Consider the following 19,680-nt stretch of genomic DNA (forward strand, 5'->3'; position numbering starts at 1 on the left):
GTGGAAGAGGCGATCCGGCTGAAGGAAGCTGGCAAGGCGACCGAGATCGTGGCCGTGTCCATCGGACCGGCCCAGGCCTCCGAGACCATCCGGACATCGCTCGCGATGGGTGCCGACCGCGGCATTCTCGTGAAGGTCGACGCGATGCCCGAGCCGCTGGCGATCGCGAAGATCCTGAAAGCAATCGTGGAGGCAGAGCAGCCCGGTCTCGTGATCCTGGGCAAGCAGGCGATCGATGACGATTCCAACCAGACCGGCCAGATGCTGGCCGCGCTTCTCGGCTGGCCGCAGGGCACGTTCGCATCCAAGATTACGATCGACGGCAGCGACATCGCGGTTACGCGCGAAGTCGATGGCGGCCTCCAGACGGTGAAGCTGAAAGGGCCGGCGATCGTGACGACCGACCTGCGGTTGAACGAGCCGCGTTATGCGAGCCTTCCGAACATCATGAAGGCGAAGAAAAAGCCGATCGACGAGAAGTCGCCCGCCGATTATGGCGTCGACGTCAAGCCGCGGCTTGAAGTGCTCAAGACCGTTGAGCCGGGTGGCCGCAAGGCGGGTGTGAAAGTCGGTTCGGTTGCCGAACTGGTCGAGAAGTTGAAGAACGAGGCAGGCGTATTGTCATGACGACCCTTCTGATTGCTGAACATGACAATGCTTCGCTGAAGGACGCGACGACCAAGGCCATGACCGCCGCCAAGGCGCTGGGCGGCGACGTGCATATCCTCGTTGCCGGCAAGAACGCCAAAGGGGCTGCTGACGCAGCCGCGAAGCTCGATGGCGCGAAAAAGGTGCTGCTCGCCGAAGGCGATGCCTACGAGCATCAACTCGCCGAGCCGATGGCCGCGCTGATTGTCTCGCTCGCCAAGGATTACGACGCGATCGTCTCGCCCGCGACCACCAACGGCAAGAACTTCATGCCGCGGGTCGCAGCCCTGCTCGACGTGATGCAGGTGTCCGACATCGTGAAGGTGGAAAGCGCCGATACATTCGTGCGGCCGATCTATGCCGGCAACGCGCTGCAGACGGTGAAGGCGACCGATCCGAAGAAGGTCATCACCGTCCGTACCTCGACGTTCCAGGCGACTGGCGAGGGTGGCTCGGCGCCGGTCGAAACGGTGGCGGCTGCGGCCGATCCCGGCGTGTCGAGCTTCGTCGGCGAGGAATTGTCGAAGTCCGACCGGCCGGAACTCACCTCCGCCAAGATCATCATCTCCGGCGGCCGGGCGATGCAGAACCGCGAGAATTTCACCAAGTATATCGAGCCGGTGGCCGACAAGCTTGGTGCCGCAATGGGTGCGTCACGCGCCGCGGTCGACGCGGGCTACGCGCCGAATGACTGGCAGGTCGGTCAAACCGGCAAGGTCGTCGCCCCGGAGCTCTATATCGCGGTCGGTATTTCCGGTGCAATCCAGCATCTCGCCGGAATGAAGGATTCGAAAGTCATTGTTGCTATCAACAAGGACGAAGAGGCGCCGATCTTCCAGGTTGCCGATTACGGTCTGGTTGCCGATCTCTATCAGGCGCTGCCGGAACTCGACGCGGAACTTGGAAAGATCAAGCGCTGATCAGCAGCTCCCCGGCCGGGGAGGAGTGAAGGACACATGGCGCAGGGCATCAAGAAAGTCGGCGTGATCGGGGCGGGACAGATGGGCTCCGGGATCGCCCATGTCTGCGCGCTTGCGGGCTTCGACGTGAAGATTCACGACATATCCGAGGACCGCATCAAGCAGGCGCTTGCCACCATCAACGGCAACATGGCGCGGCAGGTGGCCAAGAAAGCCATCACCGAAGAGCAGCGTCAGGCCGCGCTGGCGAAGATCAAGCCGGCGCCCTCGATGGAGGACTTCGGCGACACCGACCTCGTGATCGAGTCGGCGACCGAGAAGGAAGAGGTCAAGAAGAAGATCTTCCACGACCTTTGTCCGGCCCTGCGGCCGGACACGATCGTTGCGACCAACACGTCGTCGCTTTCGATCACGCGGCTGGCTTCTGCGACCGATCGGCCGGAGAAGTTTATCGGCATTCATTTCATGAATCCGGTGCCGCTGATGGAGCTCGTGGAGATCATCCGCGGCATCGCGACCGGCGATCAGACCTTCGAGGCATCGAAGGAATTCGTCAGCAAGTTGCACAAGACGATTGCGGTGGCGGAAGATTTCCCCGCCTTCATCGTCAACCGCATCCTGCTGCCGATGATCAACGAGGCGATCTACACGCTCTATGAGGGCGTCGGCACTGTCGAGGCGATCGACACCGCGATGAAGCTCGGTGCGCATCATCCGATGGGCCCACTCGAGCTGGCCGATTTCATCGGGCTCGACACCTGTCTGTCGGTCATGCAGGTGCTGCACGAGGGGCTGGCGGATTCGAAATATCGCCCCTGTCCGCTGCTGGTGAAATATGTCGAGGCCGGCTGGCTTGGTCGCAAGACGAAGCGCGGCTTCTACGATTATCGCGGTGAGAAGCCGGTCCCGACGCGGTAATTTCGAAACAAAAGCGGTTCTTCCCAATCGCCCCCGTGAAAGCGGGGGCGATTGTCTTTCCAGGATCGCTACGCCGCGTCGTCTTTCGGAAACAGATCGAAATACGGTTTCGCTTCTTTCAGCACGCGCATGAATGACGGGCGCCGCACGAGCCGCCCGAGATATCCGGCGACCTGCCTGTGGTTGTCCTTCAGCGGGATGATCTTGTCAGCATAGAACAGCGCCGGAGCCGCCGCGCAGTCGGCCATCGTGAAATCGTCGCCCATGATCCAGGTCTTGCCTGCGATATCGTGCTCGATCATGTCGAGCGTCGTGCGCAGATGTGCCCTGGCGTGGCCGACGCCGTACGGGTCTCGCTGATCGGCAGGCTTCAGGCGGTCGAACACGACTCTCTGCATGTTCTGATTGACGTAATTGTCGAACACGCGATCGTGCACGTGCATGCGGGACGCTGTGTCCGGGTCCTCGGGAATAAGCCGCGTACGGCCGGGGAAATGCCGGTCGAGATGCGCGATGATCACGCTGGTCTCGGGGATGATCCGGTTGCGGCCTTCGTCGCGCAGCACCGGGAATTTGCCGACCGGCCAGATCTTGAGAAAGGCCGCGCGGTCCGCCTCATCCATCAGGTCGACGATCCGCGGCGTGAACGGGATGTCGTTCTCGTAAAGCGCTATCAGCACCTTCATGCAGAAGGACGACAGCGGATGATAATAGAGCGTGAGCGACATGCTGCGGACTCCGTGCCGAAGTTACTTCGTGAAAACGACATGCGTGGCATCCGGCGCGGCAATATGTTCGCTGCGCCTGTAGCCGAGCTTCAGGAGATCGATCCCGGCGAAGAGGTGTTCGCCGGTGCCGAGGAGAACCGGCGAGATCGCCAGATGCATCTCGTCCACGAGTCCCGCTTCGAGATATTGCCGTATCGTGGCAACGCCGCCGCCGACGCGAATGTCGCGGTCGTTCGCGGCTTCGGTCGCGCGCTTCAGCGCATCATGGATTCCGCCGGTCACGAAGTGAAACGTCGTGCCGCCGTCCATCGCGAGTGGCGGCCGCGGGTGTCTGGTCAGCACGAAGACGGGGCAGCGGTAGGGCGGGCTGTCGCCCCACCATCCCTTCCAGCCGTCATCCGGCCATTCGCCCCGGCTCGGCGTGAACATGTTCCGTCCTATGATCCAGGCGCCGATGTTATCGAAGCCTCGCACCGCCAACTGATCCTCGATGCCGGTTGAGCCACCGTCCTGACCGAACATCTTGCGGAAGGTTCGCGTGGCAAAGGCCCATTCGTGCAGCCCCATGCCGCCGACGCCCAACGGATTGTCGAGGCTCTGGTCGGGGCCAGCGCCGTAGCCGTCGATAGAAATCGCAAAGCAATGAACGCGCAACCTGGACAACGCCAACCTCCGTTGCAATGGACCATGTAAGGTAGGGCGGCGACCGGCGTTCGCCGCCCTGCAACGACGTAACGATGAACGTTGCGAATGCCGCGAGGGCTTTGCTCTGCGTCCTCGCTTCCTTACGTCTTGCGCCGGTAATGCGCGCTCATGAACTTGACCCACTGGCCGTCCGGCCCCTGCATCTGCGACGACAGGATCCAGTGGTTGTCGTTCTCGATGGTCACGATGTCCTGGTACTTCGCCATGCCGCCGTCGCCTGTCATGCTCGGGCCTTCGGCATCGAGCGTGAGAACCTTGCCGGATGCATCGAGCGAACCTTCGTAAACCCAAAGGTGCGTCATCATCGACGCGGTGAAGGTCCCGACGAACTTCTGCTTGGCCGGGTCGTAGCCCAGCGTGATGATGCTCCTTGCCTCGCCACCGCCGGGCATCTCGCCGACACCTTCATTGATCGTCCACAGGTCGCCCAGCGAGCGGGTAACGCATTGGCCGGTCAATTTCGTCGGCGACTGGTCCGGGCCCGCCATGCATTCTCCTTCCATGGTCCATTCGCCGATCATGCGCAGAAGCCAGCGATGCTCCCTGGTCGGCTCGGCCATCATCGGGCAATTGGTCTGGTTGGCGTCGGTCTTCTCGGCAACTGACATTCGTCTTTCCTCCTGTTATCTTCGTTGATTGATGGTCAGCGCTCTGCGAGCGCTTTCAGGTCCTGCAGTCCGCGCTCCATGTCGGCGCCGATCATCCTGTCTAAATTCAGGAACAGGCACATAACCTTGGAGATCAGAGGCATCGGCCCGTGCATCGCCCAGGTCATGCTGGTGGCATTGCCTTGCGGCTTAAAGCTGTATTCGACGACATTGTTCGCAGTCATCGGGCGGGTCATTGCGAGATTCAGCGTCACCTTCGACGGCGTGACATTCGCCACCGTCAGCGAGCCCGCGCCCACATCGCCATTGCCGTCCCATTCGAGCCTGGCGCCTGAGCCCGAGGCGGGACCGCTGAATATTTTTTTCATCGCCGGATCTTTTTTCTCATACGGCGACCATTCGCCGCCGCGCCGCAGATCGGTGAGGATGGCGCTGAGCTTTTCAGGCGGCGCATTGATGGTTGCCGCGCGCTGAACGTGGAAGGTGTCGGGCTGCGTCGCCGCCGCGTATGCGACGACGCCGGCAACCGCAACTATCACTACAGCAACGATGGAGAGAACGGCCTTCAGCATGGTATGTCTCGTTATTGGCTGGCCAGATAGGCATCGAGCTTATCGAACGTGCCGCTGAACCCACCCCGCATTGAATCGAACATGCCAATGAAGGTCTCGCGCTCGACGCGCGTCGCATTGACGGGGGAGGAGCGCGCGGTCACGGTGGTCACGCCATCGTTCTCCTCGAAGGTGACCACGTTGTGGAGTTCGAGCGGGAATCGGTCCTCGAGTTGCGGAAACGGTGCGCGGGTCAGTCCGCCATTCGCGTCCGAAAAGCCGCTGGCATATTCCAGTCGCGTCGGAGCATCGATCAGGCCGTAGATGAAGCGGCCGTAGATTGGATGCCCAGGCTGAAAATCCATCGCGTAGTGAAACATCCCGCTCGGGCGGAAATCGTGCGCGAGCACGCGAATCGCGGCGCCCTTCGGGCCCCACCACTGCGCGAGTTGATCAGCCTCGCTGAAAGCCCTCCAGACCCGAGTGCGTGGCGCCTTTACTATGCGGGTGAAGACGAAGTCCTCCCCGATATCGGTGATGGTCATGCCGATGCATTCCTTTTCTGAATGAGATCAATGCCGCTCAGTTCTTCGTCAGCGGATGCGCAAAGCTCCACGCGTGGCCATACGGGTCGAGGACCTGGCCGTAGCGATCGCCCCAGAACGCATCCATCGGCGCCATCATCACCGTACAGCCGGCATCGGCCGCGCGCTTCACCGCGGCATCGCAATCCGGCACGCCAAGATGAAGAACGAAGGTGGTTGCGCCATTTTCCTTCGGGCCGAGCACCTTGCCGCCGCTGCATTGCTCGCGGAACTCGGGGAAGTCATCCATCAGATAGATGTGGCATCCATTCACGATCATCGCCGCGTGCATCAGGCGCTTGCCGTCTTCAGCCGGCATGCGCATGAGTTCGGTCGCGCCGAGCGCCGTCTTGTAGAAATCGAGCGCGTCCGCTGCGCCCTGGATGACAAGATGCGGTACGACGCCTTGCGGTTTCTGGTCCATGTCAGTCTCCTTTGCTCATGCCTTCGGGCACGCGGGATCGTCCGGCCGCAACGCAGCCACGGTGGCTTATGGTCTTTCCGCGAACCGCGATCGGTTTGCGATCAATTTGAACGACAGCAATCGGCCGCTTCAGCGGCGACCCAGCGTCCAGTTGCGGACACGTGGCCGTTCGTGCTGTACCGATCGTGGTGACGGACCCAGTCGGTGAGATTGAAGTTCGGTCCGTTTTCGTTGCGTCCCTTCGGCGTGAGATCGAGCAGCATGTACGTTCCCAGCACCTCCTCGGCGCCGCGGCCAAAGGTGGAGTAGGTGTGGAAGATATCTCCGGTCTCGTTCTTGTAGAAGATGCTGAAGCCGGACAGGTCTTCGAGCGGAACCGCGGTCTCCTGATAGTTGTAGGTGGCCTTGCCCTGCCTGACCTGCTCGGGCGTGAAGGAGACGCCGAAGTCGTAGTTGAAATCCGAGCTGGCGGACGACACCCAGTCGAATGTCCAGCCCATGCGCGTCCTGAATGCTTCGATCTCGTGGAGCGGCGCCCGCGCGACCGAAACGAACTTCACGTCGTGATGCTCGATATGCTGAAGGGCGGCCTGAACATGATCGACCTCGAACGAGCAGCCGACGCAACCGTCCTTCTGGCCCGGGGCGAGCATGAAGTGCTTCACGATGAGCTGGCTGCGGCCTTCGAACAGGTCGGACAAGGTCCTGCGTCCTGATGCGGTGTCGAAGACATAGTCCTTGTCGACCCTGACCCACGGCAATCCGCGGCGTTTTTCGCTCAGCGCGTCGCGCAGCCGTGTCATGCGCTTCTCATCCTCCAGCAGCGCCTTGCGCTCCTTAAGCCAGACTTCGCGTGAGACGACACGATGATTGGCGATGCCAGGTAACGACATGGTGGTCTCCTTCACCTTCGTCTGCCGAGGTAAGCCGTCGTGAACGGATCGTGCGTGGCGTATCGAACTAGGCCGCCGCGGCTTTCGCCGCCGGGAAGGGATCCTGCCACGCGGGAATTTGCCCCAGCTGAGCGTGCCAGCGCGCAATGTTGTTGTATCCCTTGATCGGAAGTCCGATCTTGTCGGCATAGGGCAGTGTCACGGACACCGCGAAGTCGGCGACCGTCAGATGATCGCCGAGCAGGAACGTGCGGCCTTCGAGTTCGCGATCCAGCACCGCGACGAACGGCGTCACAAAGCCGATGGCTTCCGCGACCGCCTTCTCATCCGCTGCGCCGAGGCCGAATTTCGGCTTCACCACGTGGTTGAAATAGAGCGTGCCGGCGTGGCGCGTGAAATGCTCCGAGTTCCAGCTCAGCCATTTCATCACCTCGATCTGCTTGGCGGGATCGACCGGCCAGAGATCGGACTTCGCGCGCCGCGCGAGGTGGCACATGATCGCATTCGACTCCCAGATCCTGATGTCTCCGTCCTCCAGCGCGGGGATCTTGCCGTTCGGATTGATCGCCAGATAGTCCGGAGCCTTGTGTTCGCCTCGCGACAGGTCGACGCGCACGAATTCGACCGGAGCGTCGACATACTTTGCGACAGCGCAGGCCTTTTTGCCGTTGATGGTCTCGAAATAATAGAGCTTCATCGCTTTCATCCTTCTTCAGGAGTTCAGGCAAACAGTTGTTCAAGTTTGTCGAGCGAGCCGTTCCAGCCGCGGCTGTGGCCGTCGCGCGCGGTTTCGTCGAAGAACTTCTCGTGCAGCAGCGTCAGGATCGAGCCGTCGCCATCAGGCTTGATCGTGATGGTGACCTGCGACTCGCGCTCCTTCATCGTGTGCCAGGCCCAGGTGAAGACCAGCTTCTTGTTCGGCTCTACTACGCGGTAGATGCCGCCGACCTGATGGTATTCGCCGTCCTCGGTGTGAAAGCCGATGTCGAAGCGCCCACCGACGCGCAGATCGATCTCTGCTTTTGTGACCGGACCGGAATCCGGTCCGAACCACTTCACGATCTTTTGGGGGTCGGTCCACGCGGCGTAGACTTTTTCCGCCGGCGCATTGAGACGACGTTTGAGGGTGAGGCTTGGCTTGGTGACGGTGTCAGCGCGGGCGACGGACATGACTCTTCCTCCACAAAAGCGGCCAAGCGATCGAGCTGCTTCGACCAGAACTGCGCATACCGGGTCAGCCACAGCATGGCGTCCTCCATGGGCGCGGCCGTAAGCTCGCACGACACCACGCGCCCTTTCTTCTCGCGCCGGATGAGTTTGGCCTCGGCCAGCACATCCAGATGCTTCATGATTGCCGGCAGCGAGACCGGGAATGGCTTTGCGATTTCGCTGACCGACATGGCATCCTGTTCGGCCAGGCGCGCGAGGATGGCGCGCCGGGTCGGGTCGCTCAGGGCCGCGAAAGTCGTACCAAGTGGATCGTGCTGATAGTAAACCATTTGGTTAAGTATGGACGTGCGCACGTGCCGCGTCAAGGGCGGAGTTGGTCATTTGCCGGAAACTTCAGGCTGCGACCGCTGGTCGCGTTAACGGGTCGTTAGTCCATTCGTAACGGCTGTGCCCCATCATCGGCGGCCGATGGCGAGCTACGGCATAAAGAAAATGAACTGGTCGCGGACACCCTCCGCGTACCAGAGCATGGTTTCGTGGCGCGAGAAGCGCAAAGCGTTTCAGGAAAAGTACGAAGCCAAGATGGAAAACGCGGTCTCGGCGCTACAGACCGCCTGGAACGACGTCGGATACAACATCGGCGAGATCGCGGCCAATCGTGCCTTGGCGCGGATACAGCAGGAAGCCAAGGCCAAGCAGGAAAAGGCGCTCGCAGAGCTGGCCGCCGAGCAGAGCCGGATCAACCCGCCGAAGCAGTCGTCGTTCAGCTACAGCGATACCGTCACGATGAGCGGCGGGACGACGATCGATCTCGCGGCCAATAGGATCACCCATTCCGACGGAACAGTGGTCGATCTGAAGACCGGCCTCAAAGTCAATGTGACGGTGTGAGATCGAAATGGACGTCGGGGTGTTGGCAACGGCATTTGCGAGCGCACAGACCGCGCAGCTTCAGATGGCCGCTGCCGCGAAAATGATGAAGATGAATGCGCAGGCGCAGGGCGCCGTCGTGCAGGTTATCGAGGCCGCGCAGGAAAACATGAAGGCGCTGGTCGCGGCGGGTATGGGCGGCAATCTCGATATTTCGATCTGATCGCGGCGTGTCGCGTCAGCGGCCGAGCGCCGTCTTGATGAAGGTCATCGCGTCGCTGCTCGCCCATTCCGCCGGTCCTGCAAGCGTTGCGACTTCGCAGCCATTCCTGTCGACCAGAATTGTCGTCGGCATGCCGAAGGCGCGGCCCTTCTCCTTCAGCACCTGGAAGATCTTCGCCGAATTGTCGGTATAGTGGGCGAGCGAGGCGATGCCGGTGTCGGTAAGCCAGGTCTTGGCCTTTTCAGGGTTGCGCGTATCGATGTTGACCGCGACCACCTCGAAGTCCTGGCCGCCCAGCGCCTTCTGCAATTCGTCGAGCGCCGGCATCTCCTTTTTGCAGGGCACGCACCAGGTCGCCCAGAGGTTGAGGAGTACGGTCCGGCCCTTCCAGTCGGCCAGTGTCCGCTCCTTGCCGTCGGCATCGCGGAACGCGAGATCGCCCAGCGGGATCGGGCTTCTGGCGGGAGCGAGCGCGGCCACCTCGCCGCGGGCCAGCGGCTTCAGCTTATCGGCAAGCTGCGCCGCCGGGCGGCATGCCTCCGGAATCCCTGCATTGCGCATGACCGCGCCGATCCCGTATATCCCCGCGATAGCGGCAACGACGCCCGCGAGCGCGCCAAGAAGCATCACCATCAGGCGCTTTTTCGCGAATTCACGGGTTTCGGACGGCATGGATCAGAACACTCTCAGGTCACGGTCATGAGCAACAAGATGTGGGGCGGACGCTTTTCGTCGAGCCCCGATGCGATCATGGAGGCGATCAATGCCTCGATCGACGTCGACCGGCACCTGTATCGCCAGGATATCGCCGCGAGCAAGGCCCATGCGGCAATGCTGGCCCAGCAAGGCATCATTACTGCCGAGGACGCAACCCGGATCGCGTCCGGCCTGGACACGATTTTGTCAGAGATCGAGGAGGGCAAGTTCAACTTCCAGCGCGCGCTCGAAGACGTGCACATGAATGTTGAATCGCGCCTCGCCGAATTGATCGGTGCGGCCGCCGGACGGCTCCACACGGCGCGCTCGCGCAACGATCAGGTCGCGACCGACTTCCGTCTCTGGGTCCGCGACACCATCGACCAGCTCGATGCCTCGCTTGCCGATTTCCAGCGCGCGCTCGCGGAAAAAGCCTCGGAACATTCCGACACGGTGATGCCGGGCCTGACGCATCTGCAGACCGCGCAGCCGGTCACGTTCGGTCATCATCTGCTGGCCTTCGTGGAAATGGCCGATCGCGATCGCGGCCGCTTCGCCGATGCGCGCAAGCGGCTGAACGAATCTCCGCTCGGCTCGGCAGCGCTGGCCGGCACCTCGTTTCCGCTCGACCGTGACATGACCGCGAAAGCGCTCGGCTTCGACCGTCCGACCGCGAACTCCCTCGATGCGGTGTCCGATCGCGACTTCGTCATGGAGACGCTGGCTGCTGCCACGATCTGCGCGGTGCATCTGTCGCGGCTCGCTGAAGAGATCGTGATCTGGACCTCGCCGCTCACCGGCCTGATGCACCTGTCCGACAAATACACGACCGGCTCGTCGATCATGCCGCAGAAGCGCAATCCGGATGCGGCCGAACTCGTGCGCGCGAAGGCGGCGCGCATCGCGGCGGCCTTCCAGGCGATCGTGGTTGTCATGAAGGGGCTGCCGCTCGCCTACCAGAAGGACATGCAGGAGGACAAGGAAGGCGCGATGGATGCACTCGGCGCGCTGTCACTCTGCATCGCGGCGATGACCGGCATGGTGCGCGACATCGAGCCGGATATCGCCCGCATGAAGAAAGCGGCCGGGGAGGGCTACGCGACCGCCACCGACCTCGCCGACTGGCTGGTGCGAACGCTCAACATCCCGTTCCGGCAGGCGCACCACATTACCGGGACGATTGTGGCGCAGGCCGCCAAGGCCGGGATCCCGCTGCACCGGGTCCCGCTGGAGGACATGCAGAAGGTCGAATCACGGATCACGGACGACGTGTTCAAGGTCCTGTCTGTGGACCGTTCGGTGCAGAGCCGGACCAGTTACGGCGGCACCGCGCCGAAGAATGTCCGTCTCCAGGCCAAGCGCTGGCTGAAAAAGCTCGACAAGACCGCGGACTGAGGATTTTGGGACGCAGCGCAAGAATTTCGGCGAGAAACCTGTGCGATCAGGGATTTCGCCATGTTCGGCGGGTCTGATATGGTCCGCGCCGTTCGAGGAGTCCGTTCGTGATCCGTGGTCTGCCCGCCCTATCTTACCGTCTCGCGGCCGTGGCCTTACTGGCGGCAGCCCTGGGGCTGTCTGCCTGCGGACGCAAGGGCCCACTGGACGCCCCGCCCGGCGGCCTCGCTGCGAGCCCCACGGGCTCGCTGGACCAGGAGACCGAAGAGGGCGGTGAGGTGATCCGCAAGGGCACCGCACGCGGCCTGCCGATCATCCGTGGGCCGGACCGCCCGATTCCGCTCGACGTCCTTTTGAACTAATCCGCCATGCATCATTTCGCCTATCGCAACGGCGGACTTCACGCCGAGGCGGTGGACCTTGCCGCTGTCGCGCAAGCGGTCGGTACGCCGTTCTATTGCTATTCCACGGCGACGCTGGAGCGGCATTATCGCGTCTTCGCCGACGCGTTCGCCGACGTGCCCTCGCTCGTCTGCTACGCGGTGAAGGCCAACTCCAATCAGGGCGTGATCGCGACGCTGGCGCGGCTCGGCGCGGGCGCCGACGTGGTGTCCGGCGGCGAACTGAAGCGCGCTCTGGCCGCCGGCATCCCGCCGGAGAAGATCATGTTCTCCGGCATCGGCAAGACCGCCGCCGAACTCGCCCTGGCGGTCGATACCGGCATCCTGTGCGTGAATGTCGAGTCCGAGCCGGAACTCGATCTCCTGTCGCAGGTTGCGGCCGGCAAGGGCCGCACAGCGAATATCTCGATCCGCGTCAATCCGGACGTCGACGCCAAGACCCACGCCAAGATCGCGACCGGCAAGTCCGAGAACAAGTTCGGCATTCCGATCAGCCGCGCGCGCGATGTCTATCGTCATGCCGCCACGCTGCCCGGGATCCATGTTGCCGGCGTGGACATGCATATCGGCAGCCAGATCACCGAATTGTCGCCATTCGCGGATGCCTTCGCGCTGCTGTCCGACTTCGTGCATGAACTGCGCGCGGACGGCCACACCATCTCGCATGTCGATCTCGGTGGCGGTCTCGGCATTCCGTATCGCGAGAGCGACGAGACGCCGCCCGATCCCGCGGCCTATGCGAAAGTGGTCAAGGAGGCGACGCGCGGGCTCGGCTGCAAGCTGATCTTCGAGCCCGGCCGGCTGATCGTCGGTAATGCCGGCATCCTCGTCACGCGCGTGATCTACGTGAAGCGCGGCGAAGCGAAGACCTTCGTCATCGTCGACGCGGCGATGAACGACCTGATCCGTCCGACGCTGTACGAAGCGCATCACGAAATCATTCCGGTTCGGCCGGTCGCAGGCGCCCCGTTGATCCGGGCGGATGTCGTCGGGCCGGTCTGCGAAACCGGCGATTATCTTGCGATCAACCGCGACGTTCAGGAACCCAAGGCCGGGGATCTGCTTGCCGTTATGACGGCGGGCGCCTACGGCGCGGTGCAGGCCGGAACCTACAATACGCGGGCCCTGATCCCGGAAGTGCTGGTGAAGGGCGACGCCTGGTCGCTGGTCCGTCCCCGCCTCGAAGCGGACGCATTGATCGCGCTCGATCGCATGCCGCCCTGGCTGTAGGGCGGAACCGCAGCGAGCCATGCATAAACATGGCCTGCTCCTTGCTTCGCAAGTTCCGGGTTTCGTGACTATGTGGGCTTGTGGAGCATGTTAAGCTCGCGCAACTGCAGATTCCCGAAGGGACCAGGCCTTTGACCGATCAGCCGATGCAGGGCTCTGAAAATACGACGGTTTCGTCGGAAAAGCAGGTCGACAGGCTGGTCGCACGTGGCGTCGCCCGGGCGCGCTGGTCGATCCTCTGGGAGCGCATCTGGCCGTCGCTTGCGGCCCTGCTGACTGTTGGCGGGCTGTTCCTGGCGGTGTCCTGGCTCGGGCTGTGGCTGTGGCTACCGCCGATCGGCCGCGCGGTTGGCGTCGCGATCTTCGGGGTGCTGGCGCTGGCGGCGCTGCTGCCCCTCGCCAGACTCCGGCTTCCGAGCGTGAATGAAGGCCTGCAGCGGCTGGACCAGCGGAGCGGTCTGCCGCACCGGCCGGCGATCGCGCTGACCGATCGCCTCGCGACCAATGAGGGCGATGCGATGACGCAGGCCCTTTGGCGCGTGCATGTCGAACGGGCGATGGCTGCCGCGCGTAAGCTGCGGGCCGGCTGGCCGATGCCGCATCTGTCCGCCCGCGATCCGATCGCAATCCGCAGTCTTGCGCTCGTTCTCGCGGTCGCGACCTTCTTCGTTGCCGGTGGCGACCGGGAGCGTCGCGTCGCGGCTGCGTTCAACTGGCAGGGCGTGGTGACGCCCGCGAATTATCGGATCGACGCCTGGGTCGCGCCGCCGCAATACACGCAGCGTCCGCCGGTGATCCTGCCGGGGTTGCGGCCGGGCGAAACGCAGCGCGCATCGGCGCCGTTCACCGTGCCGGCCAACTCGATCCTGGTGATCCGCGTCAGCGGCGCGAGCGGGCTCGAGGTCGCCTTGCGCGGCGGCATCAAGATCGATGAAAAAGCCGAAGCCGAGGCGCAGCCGGCTGCGGCCGGCACCGAAGAGCGCCGCTTCGTCATTGCCGAGCAGGGCGAAGTGACGTTGCGCGGTATCGGACATCCGGTGACCTGGAATTTTGTCGCGGTCCCGGACCGTGCGCCGACCATCGCGCTCACCAAGGATCCGGAGCCTCAGGCGCGCGGATCGCTGATGCTGAATTACAAGCTCGAAGACGATTACGGCGTGACCGAAGCGCGCGCGCTGTTCACGCTGAAGCCGCAGGTCGATGAATTCGGCATGAAGGCCGGCGGCTTCACGAAGCCGCGTCCTCTCTTCGAAGCGCCCGACATGCCGCTGGTTCTGCCGCAGGCCCGCACGCGCAACGGTGTAGGCCAGACCCTGCGCGATCTGTCCACGCATCCCTGGGCCGGTGCCGACGTCGAGTTGACGCTGCGCGCACTCGACGAGGGCGGCAACGAAGGCAAGTCCGAACCGTTCGCGATGCGTCTGCCCGAGCGGCTGTTTACGAAGCCGATGGCGCGCGCGCTGATCGAACAGCGCCGCGTTCTCTCGCTCGATGCCGAGACCAAGCCGCGCGTGTTGACCGCGCTCGATGCGCTCGGGATGGCGCCCGAGGTCTTCCAGATCGAGGCTTCGGTCTATCTCGGGCTGCGTTCGATCTACTGGCAGCTGACGCGCGCCAAGTCGGACGACGCGCTGCGTGATGTCGTTGCCCGTCTCTGGGACATGGCCACCCGCATCGAGGACGGAAACATATCGGAAGTCGAAGCGGCCTTGCGCGCGGCGCAGGAGGCGTTGCGCGAGGCGCTGGAGCGCGGCGCAAGCGAAGAAGAGATCAAGAAGCTCACCGACGACTTGCGCGCCGCGCTCGACAAGTTCCTGCAGGCGCTGGCTGAGGAGATGCGCAAGAACCCGCAGCAGATGGCGCGTCCGATGGATCCGAATGCGCGCAATCTGCGCTCGCAGGATCTCAAGAACATGATTGACCGGCTCGAGCAGCTTGCGCGCTCGGGCGCCAAGGATGCCGCCCAGCGGTTGCTGCAGGAATTGCAGCAGATGCTGGAAAACCTGCAGATGGCGCGTCCCGGCCAGCAGGGCGACGAGGATTCCGACGACATGATGTCGGCGCTCGATGAGCTCGGCAACATGATCCGCGAGCAGCAGCAATTGCGTGACCGGACATTCCGCCAGGGCCAGGACCAGCGCCGCGAGCGCCAGCGCGGTGGCCAGCAAGGGCAGCAGAACCAGCAGGGCATGGGCGAATTGCGCCAGAACCAGCAGGCCCTGCGCGATCAGCTGCAGAAGCTGCTGGAGCAGCTGCGTCAGCGCGGCATGGGGCAGCAGGGCGAGCAGGGCCAGAATGGCATGGACCAGCTCGGCAAGGCCGGCGAGGCCATGGGCGAGGCGGAAGGCCAGCTCGGCGATGGAAATTCGGAAGGCGCCGTCGGCTCACAGGGGCGTGCGCTTGAGGCGCTGCGTCGCGGAGCGCAGGGCATGGCGCAGGCCATGCAGCAGCCCGGCATGGGGCAGGGGCCGGGCCAGCCCGGCCGAAACGGTCCGGCACGTGCCCAGCAGGAGACCGACCCGCTCGGTCGGCCAATGCGCCACGGCCGCGATTACAGCGACGATCAGACCGTGAAGGTTCCGGGCGAGATCGACGTGCAGCGCGCGCGCCGCATCCTCGACGAACTGCGCCGGCGGTTTGCCGATCCTGCGCGGCCGCAGCTCGAACTCGATTACATCGAGCGGCTGCTGAAGGACTTCTAAGAGCGCAGCGCGAATAAGAGCGCTTACTGCTCAGTGCATCTGCGGAACCTTGAGCGCATCGCGCGCGGCGCCGCAGATCGTGGCGAGCGTGAACGGCTTCTGGATCACGTCGCGGATCAGCAATTCAAGACCCGAGGCGCGCTCGCGCTGATCGGCATAGCCGGTCATGAGCAGGATCGGCAGCGCGGGATAATCGCGGCTCGCGGCAAGCGCGAGCGCAATGCCGTCCATGATCGGCATCTTGATGTCGGTGAGAAGAAGGTCGTAGCGCCCATCCTCATTAATCAGCGCATCGAGCGCAGCGGCGCCGTCGCAATGGGCGACAACCTCGTGGCCGTCCTGCCTCAGAGCGCGCGCAACCAGCTCGCGCAATGAATCCTCGTCTTCAGCAAGCAGTATTCGCGCCATTATCGCCTCACAAGAGTCCGGCTTGTGCATCACGCCGGTTGAAGAATCGAACCGTCACGTCGTTCGCCTCGGCGGGCGGCGAAGCAAGCCGCGAGCGGAACGGCAGCGTTTCGCCGGGCGGCAACAGCGTGCGTGCCGGCCGCGCCGTCCACGCGTAGATTTCCTTGCCGTTGCGGTCGGTGACGGCAAAGCGCAGTCGCGGCACTTCCGTGTGCCGGCTGGTGGTGCCGATGATGTCGCCTTCCACCACGAGTGTCGGCACGCCGTCCTGAATCTCGCGAACGACCTTGATGTTCTCGAAGGCGAGCCCACGCAGGTTCACCGGCAATCCAATCGCTGCGTAGAGCGAGGCGGTCTGCGGAAGGAACCTCACCACCTGCTGGCGGGCGGCGATCAGGCAGAAGATCACGAGAACCAGCGCGCAGATCGCCGCGGGCAGGGTGTGCCGCGATAGCTGCAGGCGCTGTGTGATCGGGCGTCCTTTCGGCTTGCGGGTCGTTGCCGCGCGCTCGATGTTGCGCGGTACGTCGATTTGATTTCGCTCAAGCGAGGGATCGGCATCGGGCACGATCGATGGCGCAGTGTCCTCGCCGGTGTCGTCGTCGCGACCGTCAGCGCTGGCTGCCAGACGGGCCTCTCCGACATCGAACACGTCGTTGAGCGGCGGACGGATCAGGGACGGGTCGATCCCTTCCGGCCCGACGGCGGCGGTGTCCTGCTCCGCGAGCGTGCGGGGCTGTTCGAACCAGAGCGTGTGGCAGGTCACGCAGCGGACCGCGCGCCCGGTTTCGCCCAGATGTTCGGGGGCGATCCGGTACGAGGTAGCGCAATTGGGGCAGACAATATGCATCGCTGATTCGCGTCGGCCAGATTTTCGGCCGAAACGCTAGCAGCGGTTCGTTAACGGATTGGAAACCATACCGGGCTGTGCTTCCACTTGGCTCGGCACTCGGGTTTTCCCCGACGGCTGGCGCAATTGCGCCGATTCCGTCGCGGCGGCCCCGGAAATGTCCAGAATATCCATCGAATTGGTGGCAAACCGGAGCGGGGCGTGGTCCGATTCGAGAATGTCGGCTTGCGATACGGGATGGGGCAGGAAATCCTGCGCGATCTGACGTTCCGTATTGAGCCGAATTCGTTCCAGTTCCTGACCGGTCCCTCGGGCGCCGGCAAGACCTCGCTGCTCAAGCTGCTGTTTCTGTCGCTGAAGCCGACGCGCGGCCTCATCACCATTTTCGGGCGCGATACCTCGACACTCGACAGCGACAATCTCTCCGCGTTGCGGCGGCGCATCGGCATCGTGTTCCAGGATTTCCGGTTGCTCGATCACATGACGACCTACGAGAATGTGGCGCTGCCATTCCGCATCATGGGGCGGGAGGAGAGCACCTATCGGCACGAGGTGATCGAGCTGCTGCAATGGGTCGGGCTGGGCGACCGGTTATGGGCGCTGCCGCCGGTGCTGTCAGGCGGCGAGAAGCAGCGCGCGGCGATCGCTCGTGCTGTCGTTGCGCGGCCGCATCTTCTGCTTGCGGACGAACCGACCGGCAACGTCGACCCCGCACTCGGCAAGCGGCTGCTGCATCTCTTTCAGGAGTTGAACAAGGCCGGAACCTCGATCGTGATCGCGACCCACGATATCGCGCTCATGGACCAGTTTGACGCGCGCCGCCTCGTGCTTCATGGCGGACGCCTGCATCTTTACGACTGAGGTCGCATGGCCCGCGCGCCCGCCAAAGCAGAACCGGTTGCACCACGCGCGCGACAGGCGCCGGCTGCGCCGTTGCCGAAAATGGAATCCCCGATCGTCCCGCATCAGTCGATCGGCGGGCGTGCGCTGGTCGCGGTGGTGGCGATCATGACATTCCTCGCATCGCTGACGACCGGCGCGGTGATGATCGTGCGCGCCAATGCGGCCGACTGGCAGGCCGAGATCCTGCGCGAGGTGACGATCCAGATCAGGCCGGCGGAAGGGCGCAATCTCGACAAGGCCGTGCAGGAGGCGTCCAGCATCGCGCGGGCGTTCGACGGGGTGTCGGGTGTTCGTCCCTATTCGCAGGCGGAGTCCGCGCGGCTGCTCGAGCCCTGGTTCGGCAGCGGCCTGTCGCTCGATGAGCTTCCGGTTCCGCGCGTCATCGTAGTGCGCCTCGCCTCGGGCGCCGCGCTCGACGTCGCCGGGCTGCGCAGGGCGCTGGCCGACAAGGTGCCCGGCGCCTCGGTCGACGATCATCGCGGCTGGATCGACCGCATGCGCGCGATGGCCGACTTTGTGATGCTGGGCGGTATCATCGTGCTTGGCCTCGTGATCGCGGTGACCATCCTGTCCGTCAACTTTGCGACCCGCGGGGCGATGGCCGCCAACCGGCCGGTGATCGAGGTGCTGCATTTCATCGGAGCGCAGGACCGGTTCATCTCGGGGCAGTTTCAGCGGCACTTTCTCTGGCTCGGCCTGAAGGGCGGCGTGATCGGCGGCGCAGCCGCGATCCTGCTGTTCGCGCTGATCGCTCCGGTCGAGGCGCTCATCCGCGGCAATGTCGGCGCCGACCAGTTCGCCGCCCTGTTCGGATCGATCACGCTCGGGTTTTCCGGCTATATGGTCATCCTCGCGCAGATCGTGGTGATCGCCGCGGTCGCGTCCGAGGCCTCGCGCCGGACCGTGAATCAGACGATCGCCGCGATCTGACATCCACCCGAAGGATCATTGCCGAGCCCCATTTGTCGTATTCTGGTATGGCGTTGAGACCGATGCCGTTAGTCGAATCACATTCACCATTGCGCTCAGAGCCGCGGCGCCGGTCCGGCCGGATGCTGCGCGCGATCGGCTGGCTGGTCGGGCTCGCGATGCTGCTTGTCGTGGTCTTCGGGGCCGGCTTCCTGTGGTTCCTGACCCGTGTGCCGACATCCGAAATCGCGCTCACCGGGAAGGCGGACGGCATCGTCGTGCTGACCGGGGGCGCCTCCCGGATCGAGGATGCGATCGATCTCCTGGCGCGCGGCCGCGGCCAGCGGCTGCTGATCTCCGGCGTCAACCGCATGACCGGCGAGCGCGAAATCGCCCGCCTTCGTCCCGAGCATGAGCGGATCATCGCCTGCTGCGTCGATCTCGACCGCAGCGCGGTCAACACCATTACCAACGCGACCGAAACGCGCCGCTGGGTGATGGATCGCGGCTTCAAGTCGCTGATCGTCGTGACCTCGAACTACCACATGCCGCGCGCGATGGCGGAATTGTCGCATCAGCTTCCGGACATCGTGCTGATCGAATTCCCGGTGGTCAGCGACCGCCTGAAAGCGGGCTGGTCGAACGGCCCGACGATGCGGCTCCTGTTCACCGAATATGTCAAATACGTCGTCGCGGTCGCACGGATGCGGGTCCCGGTGATCGACGAATTCTTTGCGTGATCAAGTTCGGGATTGCATCGTGATCGTCCTGCGTTCCGTCATTTTCAACGTCGTCTTCTATCTCGTCCTGTTCGTCTATCTGATCGCAGCGATGCCGACGCTGCTGCTGCCGCGCGGCGCATTGCTGGCGATGGTGAGGAACTGGAGCCGGGTGAATCTCTGGCTGCTCAAGGTCATCTGCAACATCGATTGCGAATTCAGCGG

General features: G+C 63.6%; 25 protein-coding genes and 1 pseudogene. 13 read left to right on the forward strand and 13 right to left on the reverse strand.

Annotated features, from left to right (window positions below; all coding sequences use genetic code 11):
• The 3 genes from VNZ93_RS02370 to VNZ93_RS02380 form a co-directional block, all read left to right on the forward strand.
• Window positions 1-627: electron transfer flavoprotein subunit beta/FixA family protein (locus VNZ93_RS02370; protein ID WP_325699530.1), on the forward strand; the 627-nt coding region annotated here is incomplete at its 5' end.
• On the forward strand, window positions 624-1,568 hold the full coding sequence (locus tag VNZ93_RS02375; RefSeq protein ID WP_325699533.1) for an electron transfer flavoprotein subunit alpha/FixB family protein: 945 nt from the start codon (window positions 624-626) through the stop codon (window positions 1,566-1,568). The genes VNZ93_RS02370 and VNZ93_RS02375, both read left to right, overlap by 4 nt.
• A 36-nt stretch (window positions 1,569-1,604) precedes the next feature.
• The gene (locus VNZ93_RS02380) at window positions 1,605-2,486 is read left to right on the forward strand and encodes a 3-hydroxybutyryl-CoA dehydrogenase (RefSeq protein WP_325699536.1); all 882 of its coding nucleotides are present in this window, start codon (window positions 1,605-1,607) and stop codon (window positions 2,484-2,486) included.
• Window positions 2,487-2,554: 68 nt separating this feature from the next.
• Here VNZ93_RS02380 and VNZ93_RS02385 read toward each other — a convergent pair whose 3' ends face one another.
• The 10 genes from VNZ93_RS02385 to VNZ93_RS02430 all read right to left on the reverse strand — a co-directional run bounded on the left by VNZ93_RS02385 (window position 2,555) and on the right by VNZ93_RS02430 (window position 8,502).
• Complete coding sequence (locus VNZ93_RS02385; protein WP_325699539.1) at window positions 2,555-3,214, reverse strand: glutathione S-transferase family protein; 660 nt, start codon at window positions 3,212-3,214, stop codon at window positions 2,555-2,557.
• 21 nt (window positions 3,215-3,235) lie between these two features.
• Window positions 3,236-3,877, reverse strand: a complete 642-nt coding sequence (locus tag VNZ93_RS02390; RefSeq protein ID WP_325699542.1) for a dihydrofolate reductase family protein — start codon at window positions 3,875-3,877, stop codon at window positions 3,236-3,238.
• 122 nt (window positions 3,878-3,999) lie between these two features.
• Window positions 4,000-4,527, reverse strand: coding sequence for a DUF1579 domain-containing protein (locus VNZ93_RS02395; protein WP_325699545.1), 528 nt, complete (start codon window positions 4,525-4,527; stop codon window positions 4,000-4,002).
• A gap of 35 nt (window positions 4,528-4,562) precedes the next feature.
• Entirely contained in the window at window positions 4,563-5,099 is a 537-nt protein-coding gene (locus VNZ93_RS02400; RefSeq protein ID WP_325699548.1) for an SRPBCC family protein, read from the reverse strand.
• Window positions 5,100-5,110: 11 nt separating this feature from the next.
• Entirely contained in the window at window positions 5,111-5,623 is a 513-nt protein-coding gene (locus tag VNZ93_RS02405) for an SRPBCC domain-containing protein (RefSeq protein ID WP_325699551.1), read from the reverse strand.
• A 37-nt stretch (window positions 5,624-5,660) separates the two neighbouring features.
• Window positions 5,661-6,086 (reverse strand): VOC family protein, encoded by a 426-nt coding sequence (locus tag VNZ93_RS02410; RefSeq protein WP_325699554.1) that lies wholly within the window; start codon window positions 6,084-6,086, stop codon window positions 5,661-5,663.
• A 101-nt stretch (window positions 6,087-6,187) separates the two neighbouring features.
• The gene (locus tag VNZ93_RS02415) at window positions 6,188-6,979 is read right to left on the reverse strand and encodes a thioredoxin family protein (protein ID WP_325699557.1); all 792 of its coding nucleotides are present in this window, start codon (window positions 6,977-6,979) and stop codon (window positions 6,188-6,190) included.
• Between the two features lie 67 nt (window positions 6,980-7,046).
• Complete coding sequence (locus VNZ93_RS02420) at window positions 7,047-7,676, reverse strand: glutathione S-transferase family protein (RefSeq protein WP_325699560.1); 630 nt, start codon at window positions 7,674-7,676, stop codon at window positions 7,047-7,049.
• Between the two features lie 23 nt (window positions 7,677-7,699).
• Window positions 7,700-8,149 carry an SRPBCC domain-containing protein gene (locus tag VNZ93_RS02425; RefSeq protein ID WP_325699563.1) on the reverse strand — a complete coding sequence of 150 codons (450 nt, stop codon included), beginning with the start codon at window positions 8,147-8,149 and terminating at the stop codon, window positions 7,700-7,702.
• A complete protein-coding gene (locus tag VNZ93_RS02430; protein ID WP_325699566.1) occupies window positions 8,035-8,502 on the reverse strand; it encodes a metalloregulator ArsR/SmtB family transcription factor in 468 nt (155 codons plus the stop codon). Before VNZ93_RS02430 ends, VNZ93_RS02425 begins: the two co-directional genes overlap by 115 nt.
• A gap of 115 nt (window positions 8,503-8,617) precedes the next feature.
• Between VNZ93_RS02430 and VNZ93_RS02435 the strand changes: the two genes are divergently transcribed.
• Window positions 8,618-9,040, forward strand: a complete 423-nt coding sequence (locus VNZ93_RS02435) for a hypothetical protein (RefSeq protein ID WP_325699568.1) — start codon at window positions 8,618-8,620, stop codon at window positions 9,038-9,040.
• Window positions 9,041-9,047: 7 nt separating this feature from the next.
• Window positions 9,048-9,242, forward strand: coding sequence for a hypothetical protein (locus tag VNZ93_RS02440; RefSeq protein ID WP_325699569.1), 195 nt, complete (start codon window positions 9,048-9,050; stop codon window positions 9,240-9,242).
• Between the two features lie 15 nt (window positions 9,243-9,257).
• Here the strand turns inward: VNZ93_RS02440 and tlpA are convergent, their stop codons facing one another.
• Window positions 9,258-9,914: a thiol:disulfide interchange protein TlpA gene (gene tlpA / locus VNZ93_RS02445; RefSeq protein ID WP_325699571.1), complete on the reverse strand. Its 657-nt coding sequence runs from the start codon at window positions 9,912-9,914 to the stop codon at window positions 9,258-9,260.
• A gap of 27 nt (window positions 9,915-9,941) precedes the next feature.
• On the opposite strand from tlpA, the gene argH reads away from it, so the two are divergent.
• The 4 genes from argH (at window position 9,942) to VNZ93_RS02465 (ending at window position 15,666) form a co-directional block, all read left to right on the forward strand.
• A complete protein-coding gene (gene argH, locus VNZ93_RS02450) occupies window positions 9,942-11,333 on the forward strand; it encodes an argininosuccinate lyase (RefSeq protein ID WP_325699574.1) in 1,392 nt (463 codons plus the stop codon).
• A 107-nt stretch (window positions 11,334-11,440) separates the two neighbouring features.
• Window positions 11,441-11,695, forward strand: a complete 255-nt coding sequence (gene lptM / locus VNZ93_RS02455) for an LPS translocon maturation chaperone LptM (RefSeq protein WP_325699577.1) — start codon at window positions 11,441-11,443, stop codon at window positions 11,693-11,695.
• Between the two features lie 6 nt (window positions 11,696-11,701).
• On the forward strand, window positions 11,702-12,964 hold the full coding sequence (gene lysA / locus VNZ93_RS02460; RefSeq protein WP_325699580.1) for a diaminopimelate decarboxylase: 1,263 nt from the start codon (window positions 11,702-11,704) through the stop codon (window positions 12,962-12,964).
• A 146-nt stretch (window positions 12,965-13,110) separates the two neighbouring features.
• Window positions 13,111-15,666 (forward strand): TIGR02302 family protein, encoded by a 2,556-nt coding sequence (locus VNZ93_RS02465; RefSeq protein WP_414709953.1) that lies wholly within the window; start codon window positions 13,111-13,113, stop codon window positions 15,664-15,666.
• 30 nt (window positions 15,667-15,696) lie between these two features.
• On the opposite strand, the gene VNZ93_RS02470 is transcribed toward VNZ93_RS02465, so the two are convergent.
• Both VNZ93_RS02470 and VNZ93_RS02475 read right to left on the reverse strand, forming a co-directional pair.
• Window positions 15,697-16,074 carry a response regulator gene (locus VNZ93_RS02470; protein ID WP_325699586.1) on the reverse strand — a complete coding sequence of 126 codons (378 nt, stop codon included), beginning with the start codon at window positions 16,072-16,074 and terminating at the stop codon, window positions 15,697-15,699.
• Window positions 16,075-16,081: 7 nt separating this feature from the next.
• Complete coding sequence (locus VNZ93_RS02475) at window positions 16,082-16,924, reverse strand: MJ0042-type zinc finger domain-containing protein (protein WP_325699592.1); 843 nt, start codon at window positions 16,922-16,924, stop codon at window positions 16,082-16,084.
• Between the two features lie 201 nt (window positions 16,925-17,125).
• Here VNZ93_RS02475 and ftsE point away from each other — a divergent pair, with 201 nt between their 5' ends.
• The 4 genes and pseudogenes from ftsE to VNZ93_RS02495 form a co-directional block, all read left to right on the forward strand.
• Entirely contained in the window at window positions 17,126-17,785 is a 660-nt protein-coding gene (gene ftsE / locus VNZ93_RS02480) for a cell division ATP-binding protein FtsE (RefSeq protein ID WP_325699595.1), read from the forward strand.
• A gap of 6 nt (window positions 17,786-17,791) precedes the next feature.
• Window positions 17,792-18,757, forward strand: a complete 966-nt coding sequence (locus tag VNZ93_RS02485) for an ABC transporter permease (protein ID WP_325699598.1) — start codon at window positions 17,792-17,794, stop codon at window positions 18,755-18,757.
• A 122-nt stretch (window positions 18,758-18,879) separates the two neighbouring features.
• Window positions 18,880-19,476, forward strand: a complete 597-nt coding sequence (locus VNZ93_RS02490) for a YdcF family protein (RefSeq protein WP_325699601.1) — start codon at window positions 18,880-18,882, stop codon at window positions 19,474-19,476.
• Window positions 19,477-19,495: 19 nt separating this feature from the next.
• Window positions 19,496-19,680: pseudogene (locus VNZ93_RS02495) on the forward strand (1-acyl-sn-glycerol-3-phosphate acyltransferase); the annotation flags it as partial.

Source organism: Pseudorhodoplanes sp. (assembly GCF_035565795.1).
GTDB lineage: Bacteria > Pseudomonadota > Alphaproteobacteria > Rhizobiales > Xanthobacteraceae > Pseudorhodoplanes.